The organism is Streptomyces sp. Go-475 (assembly GCF_003330845.1).
Taxonomy (GTDB): Bacteria; Actinomycetota; Actinomycetes; order Streptomycetales; family Streptomycetaceae; genus Streptomyces.
In genome coordinates this window covers 6,459,038-6,472,369 of record NZ_CP026121.1, presented here as the reverse complement: position 1 = coordinate 6,472,369, position 13,332 = coordinate 6,459,038, and the positions used below count along the sequence as shown (strand labels likewise).

Annotated in this window: 9 protein-coding genes and 2 pseudogenes; 3 read left to right on the top strand and 8 right to left on the bottom strand. The window is 72.8% G+C overall.

From position 1 onward, the window contains the following. Nucleotides 1–121 precede the first annotated feature (121 nt). Both C1703_RS29770 and C1703_RS29765 read right to left on the bottom strand, forming a co-directional pair. Nucleotides 122–2,482, bottom strand: a complete 2,361-nt coding sequence (locus tag C1703_RS29770; RefSeq protein WP_269803218.1) for a glycogen debranching N-terminal domain-containing protein — start codon at nt 2,480–2,482, stop codon at nt 122–124. Nucleotides 2,483–2,673: 191 nt separating this feature from the next. Beyond that, entirely contained in the window at nt 2,674–4,662 is a 1,989-nt protein-coding gene (locus C1703_RS29765) for a DUF4192 domain-containing protein (protein WP_114255715.1), read from the bottom strand. Nucleotides 4,663–4,805: 143 nt separating this feature from the next. Between C1703_RS29765 and C1703_RS29760 the strand changes: the two genes are divergently transcribed. Both C1703_RS29760 and C1703_RS29755 read left to right on the top strand, forming a co-directional pair. Beyond that, nucleotides 4,806–6,971, top strand: a complete 2,166-nt coding sequence (locus tag C1703_RS29760; protein ID WP_114255714.1) for a RecQ family ATP-dependent DNA helicase — start codon at nt 4,806–4,808, stop codon at nt 6,969–6,971. A gap of 369 nt (nt 6,972–7,340) precedes the next feature. Then, entirely contained in the window at nt 7,341–7,955 is a 615-nt protein-coding gene (locus tag C1703_RS29755; protein ID WP_114255713.1) for a hypothetical protein, read from the top strand. 463 nt (nt 7,956–8,418) lie between these two features. On the opposite strand, the pseudogene C1703_RS29750 reads toward C1703_RS29755, so the two are convergent. The 6 genes and pseudogenes from C1703_RS29750 to C1703_RS29725 all read right to left on the bottom strand — a co-directional run bounded on the left by C1703_RS29750 (nt 8,419) and on the right by C1703_RS29725 (nt 12,569). After that, nucleotides 8,419–9,040, bottom strand: a pseudogene (locus C1703_RS29750) (hypothetical protein). A 68-nt stretch (nt 9,041–9,108) separates the two neighbouring features. Next, nucleotides 9,109–9,810 (bottom strand): ribonuclease HII, encoded by a 702-nt coding sequence (locus C1703_RS29745; protein WP_114255712.1) that lies wholly within the window; start codon nt 9,808–9,810, stop codon nt 9,109–9,111. Nucleotides 9,811–9,895: 85 nt separating this feature from the next. Continuing rightward, nucleotides 9,896–10,097: pseudogene (locus C1703_RS39920) on the bottom strand (TetR family transcriptional regulator); the annotation flags it as partial. Nucleotides 10,098–10,150: 53 nt separating this feature from the next. Then, complete coding sequence (locus C1703_RS29735) at nt 10,151–11,059, bottom strand: ADP-ribosylglycohydrolase family protein (protein WP_114255711.1); 909 nt, start codon at nt 11,057–11,059, stop codon at nt 10,151–10,153. 12 nt (nt 11,060–11,071) lie between these two features. Further along, a complete protein-coding gene (locus C1703_RS29730) occupies nt 11,072–11,731 on the bottom strand; it encodes a histidine phosphatase family protein (protein ID WP_114255710.1) in 660 nt (219 codons plus the stop codon). A gap of 232 nt (nt 11,732–11,963) precedes the next feature. Further along, nucleotides 11,964–12,569, bottom strand: coding sequence for a YdbC family protein (locus C1703_RS29725; protein ID WP_114255709.1), 606 nt, complete (start codon nt 12,567–12,569; stop codon nt 11,964–11,966). Nucleotides 12,570–12,724: 155 nt separating this feature from the next. Between C1703_RS29725 and C1703_RS29720 the strand changes: the two genes are divergently transcribed. Further along, nucleotides 12,725–13,258, top strand: coding sequence for a TerD family protein (locus tag C1703_RS29720; protein ID WP_114255708.1), 534 nt, complete (start codon nt 12,725–12,727; stop codon nt 13,256–13,258). The last annotated feature ends 74 nt before the right edge of the window (nt 13,259–13,332 follow it).

Genomic DNA, 13,332 nt, shown 5'->3' with positions numbered 1-13,332 from the left:
ATAGTCGTCTGCCTGACGATAAACACTCCCTTCGGCGTCGCTTCGCTTACTGATCCACTTCGGTGCGGTACGAGCTGCGGTGTCGGGGCCCGGTCATCCGGCGGTGGTCGGTCGTGCCAGGTCACACCCCCAATTGCAGCCCGTCGGCTGCCTCCTCGACCATGGCGAGGCCGAGTCGGCTGACCCGCACGGAGAAGGGTGCTCCCGCCACCCGCAGCCCCATGAGGCCGATCTCGCCCAGCGGGGCGCTGCGCACGGGGCGCAGGGTGACCGTCCCCGCCGGGGCGTCGGGGCGGATGCCGGCCAGCGCGGTCAGCAGCAGGACTCCGGCGGCCGCCGACGTGGCCGCCGGGCGGCAGGCCGCCGGGTGCGGGAGGGGGGCGCTCCCCTCCGTGCGCTGTTCTCCCGCGTACATCTCGGGCATGCGGTGGCCGAAGGCTTCGGCTGCTGCGAGGACGCCGCGCAGCAGCGAACTCGCCTCCTTCTCGTAGCCCGCGGCGGCCAGACCCGCGACGGCGAGTGCCGTCTCCTGGACCCGTACGGCCCCGGCGCGGTGGCCGAACGGGTTGTATCCCGCTTCCTTCGCGCCCAGACCGCGCAGACCCCAGCCCGAGTCCATGACCGGGCTGCCGAGCAGCCGGGCGAGGTGCTCCGTTTGAACCTTGTCGAGCAGACCGGGTGCCGACGCACCCCCGCCCAGCAAGCCGGTGTCGAGCAGGTGCACGGCGGCCGCGCCCAGGTGGGGCACGGGTCTGCCGTCCGGGGCACGGGCCACGGCAGGCCGGCCGCCTCCGAGGTCATCGACCCAGAAGTCCTTCCGGAAGGCGGTCCGTAATTCCTGCGCCCACTGCCGGAGCGCTGTCCCCCCTGTGCGTCCGCAGGCGTCCAGCAGATCGGCGCCGAGCAGTGCGGCGCGGTGGGCGTGGGCTTGTGTCTCGCAGCGGACGGGCCCGCCGCGTTGCGGGTCGCGCAGGTAGGTGCCGTCACCCGCGGTGGTCCGCAGCCAGGTCAGGCAGCGCTCGGCGGCGGGCAGCAGTTCCTCCGTCTCCTGCTCGGAGAGGCCCCAGCGGCGGGCCTCTCCGAGCAGTGCCGGGAAGAGCAGCGTGGCTTCGGTACCGGTGCACTGGGGCGGAAGGTGCGGCCCGGCGTCCCGTCTCGGGCCGGGGATCATCCCGGACTGCGGTCCTCCCGTGATTTGGGTCCGGGCGAGAATGCGCAGGGTCCCCGCGGCGAGGCCGGTGCCGAGGGGCAGGGCCATCCGGGCGGCGACGAGCGCGTCGGCGGGGGCCAGTCCGCAGCGCCAGGGTGCCCCGGCGGCGAGGTGGGTGTCGGCGGGGTTCGCGGCGTCGCGCAGCAAGAGGGCCTGGAGGTCCTCAATGCTGGTCCGTAGCAGCGCGGGGACTCTGAGATCGTCGCCTTCCGCGCGTGCCGCGGCGAGGGGGCTGGTCGCCGCGCGGCCCACGGCTCGCAGGGGCCCCGCTCCGTCCGGCCGCACCCTCAGTTCGACGCTTCTGCTCCCTCCGGGCGGCAGGTCGAGCTCCCACCGCAGCAGCCCGGCCGAGGCCAGGGCGTCCGAGGGAGGCGGCGCGGCCGTGACGGACGCGTTGCCGGTGGCGCAGGACCAGCGCAGGCCGGAGTCGTGGACGCTGGCGGGGAGTTCGGGGCCCGCGCTGCCGGAGGCGATCGCCTCGAGGTCGGCCAGGTCCGTGCCCAGGGACACCTCGACCGGCAGGCGCAGCGGCCGGGGAGCCGCGCTGTGCAGGGTGATCCGCTCCGTGCCGTCCGCGTACCGGTTACGTTCCACGAGCACGTCCGGGTCGGGGCCGGCCTGCGGGGAGGTGCGGAGCGTGCCCACGAACCTGGCGCGGTCGGCCGTGGCCATCCGTGCCTGGACTGGGAGGGGTTCCCGCCCGGCCACGCGGATCTCGCACCGGGAGAGCACCCGTCGGCCGGCGCGATAGAACCCTTCGAGACCCCGGCCGGTCATCTGCCCTTCCTCCGTCGAGATGGCCAGGCCGGGGAGGGCGACACAGATCAGCACGGTGTGGGCGGGCGGCAGGTCGGCGGACCAGCGCAGCCCGGGGATCGTGGCACCCCGGGGCGGGGGCGCCTGCCCCGGGGGCGATGGAGGCCTGCCCTGGGCAGGTGGCGGCGAGGCCGAGCCGCGACCAGGGGGAAGACCGGGGCGACGGCTCTGGGTCGCCCATCGGGCAGAGGGACGGTCCGGGCCTGGCGGGTCGGGCGGTCGTGGGTCCGACCCCGGGGGCGCTGAGCCGGGCGAGGCAGGTGCGGCCGGCGAGGTGCCTCCAGGGAACCTGGGACCGAAACCGTCGCCCCGGGCTGCCGGTCGCGGAGCGACATCCTGGGCCCCCGGCCGTGGAATGCCGGACCCGGTCAGGTCACGGCTTGGCCGGAGGGGCGGCGGGGGTACGTCCGAGGAACGGCGGTCGTCGGCGGCGGAGGGCGGAGTCGGCTGTTGCATGGGAAGGCTTCCTCTGCGCTCTGTGCGCCTCGATCGAGTTCGGCGCCGGTGCCGGAGGGCTCCGACGGGGCAGGGGCAGTGCGGCGTCACGGCCCGTCCAGCCGTTCCGCCACTCAGGTGAACGGTGTGGACGTCCTCCGAGTCACGCCCGTGCACCTGCCCCCTGTGCCTCCCGGCCGCCGGGCGGATCCTCACTCCTCCCCCTCCGCGCTGCGGCCGGACTGCCCACCTTCCCGCCCGGTGTCCGTGCAGGGCATGGCCGCCTTGCGCGCCGCACGCGCACGCGTATCTCCTGTGCGCGCCGTCTTGGATCCCGCCGAACCCGCCGGCGTGGCACGCCCGGGGCGCGTTTGCGCTTCAGCAGCACCGGCAGGGCGCGTGGTACCCGTCGGCGTACGCCGGTGGGACGGCCGCGTGCTCGGGTCAGGGCCTGCCGCCCGGGCACGGGCAGGGGCACCGCCGGAGGCACCGGCGGGCCGGGAGCGGCGTCGACGGCGCGAGGGCACCGCCGCGGGTGAGGGCTGGGACTGGGGCTCAGTGCGGGGGTCGGGGTGCGGCTCGGGGTGCGGCTCCAGTTCGGGCAGGGCTGTCCCGCGCCTGGCGGCTTGGTCGCCGTCTGCCTGTGCCTCAAGGCCGACCGGTGAAGTGTCGGTGCCGGGCACTCGTGTGGCGCTGCCGGTGGTCCGAGCCTCGGTGCCGTCCTGCCGAGTGGCGGAGCCGTCCGCCCGAGGCTCGGTGCCGAGCGCTCGTGTGGCGCTGCCGATTGCCCGAGCCTCGGCGCCGCCCTGCCGAGCATCGGCGCCATTCGCCCGACCCTCGGCGCCGTCCTCCCGAGCGACCGAGCCGCCCTCCTGAGTGGCGGAGCCGTCCGAGCGCGATGCGGTTCCGTCCACGCCCGCTTCCGAGCCGTCGGTCACCGCGCGCCCACGGCCTTCCCGCTCCGCTCGCAGGCACGTGCGGATCGACTCGGGGTCGAGTCCGTCGTTGCAGGCCTGGTGCAGCAGCCGGGCGAAGAGGTAGTCCGGATCGGCGCCCAGGGCCATGGCGAGGGCTTCCCGGGCCTCCAGCTCGTCACCGGTGGACCAGGCGACCCAGCCGGCGAGCGTGAGCGGTGCGGCGGCGTGTTCGCCGTACGGCCCGACGCAGCGGCGGGCCAGGGTCCGCCAGAGGCGAAGGGCGCGTGCGGCCTCGTCGCCCTCCATCCACTCGGCCGCTCGGTCGCGGGTCGCGCGGTCCTGGAGGCCGAGGATCAACCGGGCGGCCTCATCGTGCCCGAGCAGTTCGTCGTCGCGGAGATCCGCCAGAAGCACGCCTGAGACGGGCTGTGCCTCGGCGAAGCGGTCCAGGACCTTCCCGGCCAGTTCCAGCGTTTCGTCGGCCACCTCGGCGCGGCCCGCGTCGTCCAGGATTCTCGGGACCAGCGCCATGCTGGCGGTGTCCAGGGCGGCTTCCTGCTGGAGGGCAGCGGCGTTCTCCCAGGGCTGCAGCCGGGCCCGCAGCTCTCGCAGCGTGCCGCGCACCTGGATCCCCGCATAGGTGGCCGCGGCGGCCAGCACGGACGTACCGGGCAGGCCCATGGGGGCTCCCTCACGCGGGCAGCATGCCGCGTTGTCACAGCAGTACGACCAGTAGCGGCCCTCCGAGATGCACAACGCCTCGACCACCACCACGTCCAGGGATCCGCACTCGACGCGCAGCCTGTGGGCCAGGGGCCTCAGCCGCTCCATCACCTGCTGCCCGGACTGGCCCTTCTCCGGTTCCTGGCACAGGAAGGCGACCATCGACTCGGGGCGGGCCCCTCGGCGCTCGCTGCCTTTCACCAGGCCGTGGGCCAGTTGCCTGGCCGCGGACGGCCAGTCGTCCGGGTTCGCGGGGATGCCCAGCCGGGCCCGGCCCCCGAACCGCCCTCGACCGTCCCTGTCGTGCAGGGCGACCAGGACGATGCTGTCCTCGGGGCGGTATCCGAGCAGATACGGCAGTGCGTCGGCCAGTTCGGCCGGGGTGCGCAAGGTGACCTGGTGCTCGCCGCCGTGGCCGTCGGACGCGGGGCCGAGGGCGTACGGCCCGGCCGGGTCGCTCCCCGGCCTCGCGTCTCCGCTTTCCTCATGCCCGCCCCGCGCCTCAGGCCCGGTGATGTCGCCGTTTTCGGAGGATCCAGTCGCTTCGCTGTGATTCGTCATGCGGAGACGATCTCGCGGAATCCAAACCTCCGCTTGTCCCTGTGGATAACTCCGATCAGGGACACGTCACTCGAGGTCGGAACGGCATCCGATCGCACGGTCCACCGCTCCGGCTGTCAGTGCCGTCCTGTTGTATGGAACGCATGGAGCACACGAGCAACGCGGATCTCAGGGCGGCGGCCGACGCGGTCCTCGCCCGTCTCGTCGGGGACGTCTCGGGAGCGGCCCGGCTGCGCGAGGACCAGTGGCGGGCCATCGAGGCGCTGGTCGCCGACAGACGCCGTGCGCTGGTCGTCCAGCGCACGGGCTGGGGCAAGTCCGCGGTGTATTTCGTGGCGACCTCGCTGCTGCGGGCGCGGGGCAGCGGCCCGACCGTGATCGTGTCCCCGCTGCTCGCGCTCATGCGGAACCAGGTCGAGGCAGCGGCGCGGGCCGGCATCCACGCCCGGACGATCAACTCCTCCAACACCGAGGAGTGGGAGGCCGTCCAGGACGAGATCGCCGCGGGTCAGGTCGACGTCCTGCTGGTGAGCCCCGAGCGGCTCAACAACCCGGACTTCCGGGACGAGGTGCTGCCCCGGCTCGCGGCCGCCACCGGGCTTCTGGTGGTGGACGAGGCCCACTGCATCTCCGACTGGGGCCACGACTTCCGGCCGGACTACCGCCGGCTGCGGACGATGCTCGCCGACCTCCCGCCCGGTGTGCCGGTGCTCGCGACCACGGCCACGGCCAACGCGCGCGTGACGGCCGACGTCGCGGAGCAACTCGGCACGGGCGGCAGCTCGGACGCCTTGGTGCTGCGGGGTCCGCTGGACCGGGACAGCCTGAGTCTGAGCGTGCTGCGGCTGTCGGACGCCGCACACCGGATGGCCTGGCTCGCCGAGCACCTGGACGAACTGCCGGGTTCCGGGATCATCTACACGCTCACCGTGGCCGCCGCCGAAGAGGTCACCGCCTTCCTCCGGCAGCGCGGGCACACGGTCGCGTCGTACACGGGCAAGACGGAGAACGCCGACCGCCAGCAGGCCGAGGAGGACCTCCTCGCCAACAAGGTGAAGGCGCTGGTCGCGACATCCGCGCTGGGCATGGGCTTCGACAAGCCCGACCTGGGGTTCGTGGTGCACCTCGGCTCGCCCTCCTCCCCCATCGCCTACTACCAGCAGGTGGGCCGAGCGGGACGGGGTGTGGAGCACGCCGAGGTACTGCTGCTCCCGGGGAAGGAGGACGAGGCGATCTGGAAGTACTTCGCGTCGCTCGCCTTCCCCTCGGAAGACCTGGTGCGTCGCACGCTGGACATCCTCGCGCACGCGGAGAAACCCCTGTCCCTTCCTGCCCTGGAGCCCCTCGTGGAGCTGCGCCGCTCCCGCCTGGAGACCATGCTCAAGGTCCTCGACGTGGACGGGGCGGTCAAGCGGGTCAAGGGCGGCTGGATCGCGACCGGACAGCAGTGGACGTACGACGCCGAGCGGTACGCCTGGGTGGCGCGTCAGCGCGAGGCCGAGCAACAGGCCATGCGCGCGTACGCGTCGACGGCGGACTGCCGCATGGAGTTCCTGCAGCGCCAGCTGGACGACGAGGCCGCCAAGCCGTGCGGTCGCTGCGACAACTGCGCGGGGCCGCGCTTCACGGCGGACACGTCCCAGGAGGCGCTCGACGCCGCGCGCGTGGACCTGGGACGGCCGGGTGTCGAGGTGGAACCCCGCCGGATGTGGCCCACCGGTCTGCCGGCGATCGGAGTGGACCTCAAGGGACGCATCCCGGCCGGCGAACAGGCCGCGCCGGGACGCGCGTTGGGGCGGCTGTCGGACATCGGCTGGGGCAACCGGCTGCGGCCCATGTTCGCCCCCCAGGCCCCCGACGAATCCGTGCCGGACGACGTGGCGAAGGCCGTCGTGGAAGTGCTGGCCGACTGGGCCAAGGGTCCCGGAGGCTGGGCTGCGGGCGGACCGGACGCCCAGCCCCGCCCGGTCGGCGTCGTCACGGTCGCCTCCCGCAGTCGGCCCCGACTGATCCGATCCCTCGGGGCGCACATCGCGGACGTCGGCCGGCTGCCGCTGCTGGGGACCGTCGAGTACACGGGCGACGCGCACCCGGGGTCCCGGAGCAACAGCGCGCAGCGCCTCAAGGCGCTCGACGGGGCCCTGGCCGTGCCGCCCGCCCTGGCATCCGCCCTGGCCGAGTCCGGCGGGCCGGTCCTCCTCGTGGACGACTACACGGAGACCGGCTGGACCCTGGCGGTCGCGGCCCGCATGCTCCGACGGTCCGGTGCGCAGGGGGTGTTGCCGCTGGTGCTGGCCGTCCAGGGCTGACGGCATGGCCGGCCGGCGGCCGTCCCACTCCCACCCGCCGGTGCCCTGCCGGGCACAGGGTGCGGGACACCGGCCGCCTCCCCGCTTGCGCACGACTCTGGACGCCGCATGCCCCCATGGCGTACGAACGTGTCGTGCTCGAACGCCCCATGGGTGGCCCGGCAGCGCACGGGGTGGGGATATTAGCCGCGCATCATCTGATAACGGTCGGCTGCCTCAATTGCTCGTTGCCGCATTCAAGTTCGACAGGAAGAATTGAAGTCCGCTCCCGCACGGAACGCCCGCTCCTCCGGCTGGGCTTCGCTGCGGTGCGCGCTCCCAGGAATCCGACCCCGCCCGCAGTGTGGGCGCGTAGCCGAAGGGAGGACCGTGACCTTCGGATTCGCTCCGGCCTCGGCAGCGGCGTCGACGTCCGCCGCTTCCGCCAACCGCTTGCTCGAACCCGCGGAATGGGCCGCCGCCGGGATCCCGCTGCTGCGTAACCCCCGTGAGGTGGTCAGCGGACTCCACGCCCGGCACCATCCGCAGCCGGCGACCGCTGTCATCGCCGTGCTCGACCCGGACGAGCGGCTGCGGGCGAGCGCCTCGTTCGTCCGCCGCCCGGCCCCGGCCGACGGCTGGATGTTCCGCAACGTGCTGCTGGCCCAGCTCCGCCGGGTCATCCCGCACGATCTGCGGCGCCGCACACCGGTGCGCACCGCGGTGCTGCTCTACTGCCGCGAGGGCGATGCCCGCTGGACGGAGGAGGACGGCGCGTGGATGTGGGGGCTGCGCGACGCCTGCACCCTGCACGGGCTGCGCTGCGGGGCGTACATCACGCTGACCCGTGACGGCTGGCAGGTCCTCGGCGAGGGCCGGGGCGGACGCCGTCCTCACTCGGGCTCGGCACCGGAGCCGTTCGACACCTCGGAGGCACCGCCACCGCCGCCGCGCACCGGTGGCGCCGCCTCCGAGGTCCTGCGCCGCGCGGCGGCGGCACGCTGAGACTCGGGACGGACCGCGTCACGGCGCAACCCCAGGGCCCTGCCCAATGGCCGTACGGCCCCATAGCCGTACGGCACCCACGATCGACGCCGGGGCGGTCGCAGCGAGCGGCCCGAGCCTTCCCCCGGCCCTCGGTCCGACGGTCGCAGGCGACCGCGCCGAGCACTTCCCGGGGCATGGACCGATGGTCGTAGTGACCTCCACGAGCTGCGCCCGGGCCAGGACCCGCCTCAAACGAGGTACGCCCGACCGGCAGTTCTCGCGCCCGCAGAGCGGCCCCTGATGAGTCCGCGTGTGCTCCGACCCGGCCAGGGCAGCAGACCGCGCCTCTCGAACTCGCAAACCAGTACGCAGCCCGGTGGCACCGGTCCTCGGGCACGCCGAACCGCCCACCGTGCGGGAACCCGCTGAAGCGGCGTCCGAAGTCAACTCCCAGCGCCCTGCCGGGCGCTGCGGAACCGGCTCAGACGCCGGCGCCCAGCACCGAGTTGATCCGCTGCGGATCACCGCAGACGATCAGCAGGGCGCCGGCCCGGGAGTGGGCCAGGGACAGGGCGCTCGCGGCTGCGGCCTCGGTACCGCCGTTGACGGCGACCACGACCACGGGGCGCGACGCGGCGCGGGCCGCGACGGTGGCGTCCGTGTAGAAGACGTCGTCTCCGGCGTCGTGCTGGGCCCAGTAGGAGGTTTCGCCGAAGGACAGCTCGTGGGCGGCCCACGGGTGCTGTTCGCCGGTCGTGATCACCAGGACGTCGCCGGGTGCGCGACCGGAGTCCAGCAGCAGGTCCACGGCCTCCTCGGCGGCGTCGAGCGCGCCCTCGACGGAAGCCGGGATCAGGCTGGATCTGCGGGGTGGTCGCAGGGGCGGCACTCGACGGGCCGGGCTTGGCGGCGGCCACCTCACGCGGCGTACGTTGCACCGGCGGCGTCGGCCGGAGAGGGCCGGGACGACCGGGACGCGACGGAGCCGCGGGACGGGGGCCGGGTACGGGGCGAGGGGTCGGCGCGGTGCGGCCGCTGGCCGGAGTGGCGCGGGGACCCTGGGCACTCTCGTGAATCTGAGGCTCCTCGGGAATGAGAGGCATGGGTTGATATTTATCAAACGTTGGTACGACCCGCGTCGGCGGGTGGCGCGTGCGTGCGGACGAAACCGTCAGAAGTCGAAGCCGAGCTGGCCCTCGATTTCCGGAACGCTTCCGTCCGTACAGCTGCGGACCTTCTTGAGGTGCCGCCACTGGGGCAGCGCATCAAGATACGCCCACGACAACCGGTGGTAGGGGGTGGGCCCCCGCTCCGCCAGTGCGGCCTTGTGCACGGGTGAGGGATACCCGGCGTTGTCCGCAAAACCGAAGTCTGCATGGTCGATACCCAGTTCGGCCATCATTTTGTCGCGCTGGACCTTGGCGATCACCGAAGCCGCGGCGACCGCCACGCACGACTGATCACCCTTGATCACCGTACGGACCCGCCAGGGCGCACCGAGATAGTCGTGCTTGCCGTCGAGGATGACCGCGTCGGGCCGGACCGGCAGAGCGACCAGAGCACGCTCCGCCGCGAGCCGCAGCGCGGCCGTCATCCCCAGATCGTCTATCTCCTCCGGGGAGGCGTGCCCCAGGGCGTACGACGTCACCCACTTGCGCAGTTCCTCGGCGAGTTCGGTGCGCCTCTTGATGGTGAGGAGCTTCGAGTCCGTGAGGCCCTCGGGCGGTCGGCGGAGTCCGGTGATCGCCGCGCAGACGGTGACAGGGCCGGCCCACGCGCCGCGCCCCACCTCGTCGACACCTGCAACGATCTTCGCTCCGGTCGTGGCTCGAAGGGAGCGCTCGACGGTGTGAGTAGGCGGTTCGTACGGCATGGCGCCCCTAGGTTACGCCGCCCGGAACCGCCCGCGACACCCTGGCCTCCCCGGGCAGGGTCGCGGCCCTCGCCAGCCGCCGCCAGGCGCCGCTCGGCCGCAGCGGCGGAACCCTCAACTGGTCGATCATCTCCTCGATTTCCTGGTCCTGTCATTCACAGCCGCACATTCTGGACGGGTACACCATCATCGCCGGGATGGCGTCGAAGACGCACCCGTTCGCGGTGCCCAGACGCACTTCCCAGCATCGTGTCGCATTCGTGAACCACGGAGCGAAGCGCGAACCCGGACGCGCGGCCGGGCACCGACAGTTCCCGGAGCGCACGGAGAGTTGCGGCCGCTAGGCCGACGTGGGCACCCAGTCGGGAAGCGGCTCCGTCCGCTCCGTCCACTCGGCGGGCGGCGTACCCGCCTTCCCCGAGGCGATCACACCGCCCACGATGGCGCAGGTGGTGTCGACGTCCCCGCCGGCCTGGGCCGTCGTCCAGAACGCCTGCTCATAGTCGCCGAGGCTTCTCGCGGCCGACCAGAGGGCGAAGGGCACGGTGTCATGGGCGGTCGTGCGCCGTCCGCAGCCCAGCACGGCCGCGACCGTGGCCGCGTCACCGTAGTCGAGCATGTCCCGGGCCCGGCGCAGCCCCGCGCCCACCGCGCTCTTCTGCGGCACCAGCTCGATGACCCCGTCGAGGAGGGCCCCGGCGCCGGGCGGGCCGCCCGGCGCGGCGGCGAACGCGGCGGCCGCGGCGACGGCCATGGCGCCGACGACGGCCTCGCGGTGCTGGTGGGTGGGATAGGCCGAGATCTCCGCCTGGTGGGTCGCCTGCTCCGGGTCGTCCGCGTACCAGGCACCCAGGGGGGCGATCCGCATCGCGGCGCCGTTGCCCCAGGACCCCTGCCCGTTGAAGAGCCCGGCGGCGAGTTCGCGCCAGTCGCCGCCCTCGCGGACGAGCCGCAGGAGGCGGTTGACCGCGGGACCGTAGCCCCGGTCGAAATCGTGGTGCCCGGCGAGGGAACGGGCCAGGGCGTCCTGGTCGATGCGGTGGTGGGCGGCCAGGACGGCGACGACGGAACACGCCATTTCCGTGTCGTCGGTCCACTGCCACGGCCCGGACGGCACCTCGCGCCGCTTCAGCAGCGGGTAGTTCACCGGCACGAAGTACTGGGAGCCCAGGGCGTCCCCCACGGACAGTCCGCGCAGGGCTGCCAGGGCGCGGTCCAGGCGCGCGTCGAGGGAGGAGTCAGCGGTCATCGCCCTGCCACTCTATCCAGTGACCCCGTACGGCTCGGGATCTCGCCAGCGGTCGAACGGCCGGTCAAGCGTGTACTTGCCGTCGTCTCCCAGAACGAGCATCCGCACCTCGCCGTTCCCCGGGTTCGACAGCGACTCGAACTCCGCGACCGTCCAGTGGAACCACCGCATGCAGAACAGCCGCATGGCCAGGCCGTGGGTCACGATCAGCACGTTCGGCGGGTGGTCGGGGTCCTCGAAGCTGCGGAACAGGCTCTCCAGGAACCCGCCGACCCGGTCGTAGACGTCGGCGCCGGACTCGCCCTGGGCGAATCGGTAGAAGAAGTGGCCGTACGCGTCACGGTAGGCCTTCTGGAGGCGGACCTCGTCCCGGTCCTGCCAGTTGCCCCAGTCCTGCTCGCGCAGCCGGGGTTCCTCGCGGACGCGTATGAGTCCGGGGTCGAGGCGGAAGGCCCGCAGCGTCTCGTGCGTACGGCGGTACGGGGAGACGTAGACGCTGACGCGCTCGTCGCCGAACAGTTCACGCAACCGGTCGCCGGTCGCCGCAGCCTGCCGCCGGCCGCGCTCGGTCAGCGCCAGGGCATGGTCGGGTTCACGCTCGTACACGGAGTCATCAACATTGCCCGTTGACTCGCCGTGCCGGACAAGGACGATGCGCCGTGGTCGTGCCATGCCAAAACCCTAGATCGGGTGAGGGCCGGTCGAGCACACGTACCGCGCCCTTGGAGCGTAGGTCACACAGATCCTGCACCACAGACCACATCGACCGAACATCCGTTCGATCGAAAGTCCAGTTCTTCCGAAGCAGGTCGTCGTGGCCGATGCAGAACGCACCCCTCCGGACCGGCACCCGCCCCGTCCCCGGCGTCCGGGGCTGCCCCGTGCGGCACGTGGAGGCACGGAATCACACCGTCCAGCTCGGCTCCATGTCCACGACGTCCCCGGTGAGTGCCGCCACGTCCGCCTCCGTCTGGGCCCTCAGGGCGAGCCGTTCCACTCGCTCGGTGCGGTACTTGCCGTGCTCCGCGGCCGAGCGCCACATCGACAACACCAGGTACTCGTGTCCCGGTGCCTCGCCGAACAGCCCGCGCACCATCCCGGGCGAACCCGCCATGGCCGGGTTCCACACCTTCTCCTGCATCAGCACGAAGTGCTCGGCCCGCTCCTCATGGACCCGGCACAGCGCCACCCGCAGCAGGTCGGCGTCCGTGAAGCGCGGTTCGAAGCCCGTCTTCACGTCGAAGCGGTAGTCGAAGAGTCTGACCTGCGCGTCCTTGAAGGTGCCCGACTGGGCCGACGCGAGCCGGTCGTGGGACCGCGCCATGAACGAGTCGTAGAAGGCACGGCTCTCCCAGAACGCGAAGATGTGCGCCACGTCCGGTCGCCCCCGGCTCCAGCCACCCCCCTGCCCGCGAAACCCCGGCTCCCCCAGAAGCCCCGCCCACTTCCGCTGCCCCCGCTCGAAACCGCGGCGGTCCACCACGGTGCAGCGAATCCACTTGACCAGCACCGCGCCATGGTAAGGCCACGGAGCGTGGCGCCGGTCACTCTCGGCTGGACCGCTCCCCCACGCGCGCACCCGTGCGCGTGGCAGGATGGACAAACAGTCGTGAGTGCCCGGCAGTTGGGGCGAACGGGCGGGTCGGTACGGGGAAGGGGACGCTGGTGGACGGGCTCAACAAGGGACTTCGCAAGGTGGAGATCGCGGTGCGGTGGGATCCCAGTCCGGCGGGACAGCCGTCCACCGACCTGGACCTCGTCGCGGCGACCTATCCGGCCGACGATCCGCACGGCGATCCCGCCTACGTGGTGCACTTCGACAGCCGCTCCCCCGACGGCACCATCTACCTCAACCGGGACAGCAAGGACGGCCAGGGCTTCGGCTACGACGAGGTCATGACACTGGAACTCGACCGGCTCGACGGCCGGTACGCGCGCGTGGTGGTGGGAGTCGTCATCCAGCAGCGCCCGGCGGAACGCACCTTCGTCAGCGTGGTCAACCCCGGCCTGCGCATCCGCGAGGGATACGACGTCCTCGCCGAGGACGACTTCGGCGGCGTCCTGGGAGCGACGGCGGCGACGGTCGCGGAGTTCACCCGGGACAGCTCCGGCGCGTGGACCTTCCGGCCCGGCCTCCACGGCTTCGAAGGCGACCCGGTGTCCTTCGCCAGGACGATGGGCGCGGCACACCGCCCGTAGGCCCCGCGCCGCCAACGACAAGAGGGGCACCGTCCCGTGGACGGTGCCCCTCTGTCATCTCCTCAGGCGCTCGG

Coding starts and splice junctions, on each gene's coding strand:
- C1703_RS29770 (WP_269803218.1), bottom strand. CDS start 2,482: ATGCAACAGCCGACTCCGCCCTCCGCCGCCGACGACCGCCGTTCCTCG.
- C1703_RS29765 (WP_114255715.1), bottom strand. CDS start 4,662: ATGACGAATCACAGCGAAGCGACTGGATCCTCCGAAAACGGCGACATC.
- C1703_RS29760 (WP_114255714.1), top strand. CDS start 4,806: ATGGAGCACACGAGCAACGCGGATCTCAGGGCGGCGGCCGACGCGGTC.
- C1703_RS29745 (WP_114255712.1), bottom strand. CDS start 9,810: ATGCCGTACGAACCGCCTACTCACACCGTCGAGCGCTCCCTTCGAGCC.
- C1703_RS29735 (WP_114255711.1), bottom strand. CDS start 11,059: ATGACCGCTGACTCCTCCCTCGACGCGCGCCTGGACCGCGCCCTGGCA.
- C1703_RS29730 (WP_114255710.1), bottom strand. CDS start 11,731: ATGGCACGACCACGGCGCATCGTCCTTGTCCGGCACGGCGAGTCAACG.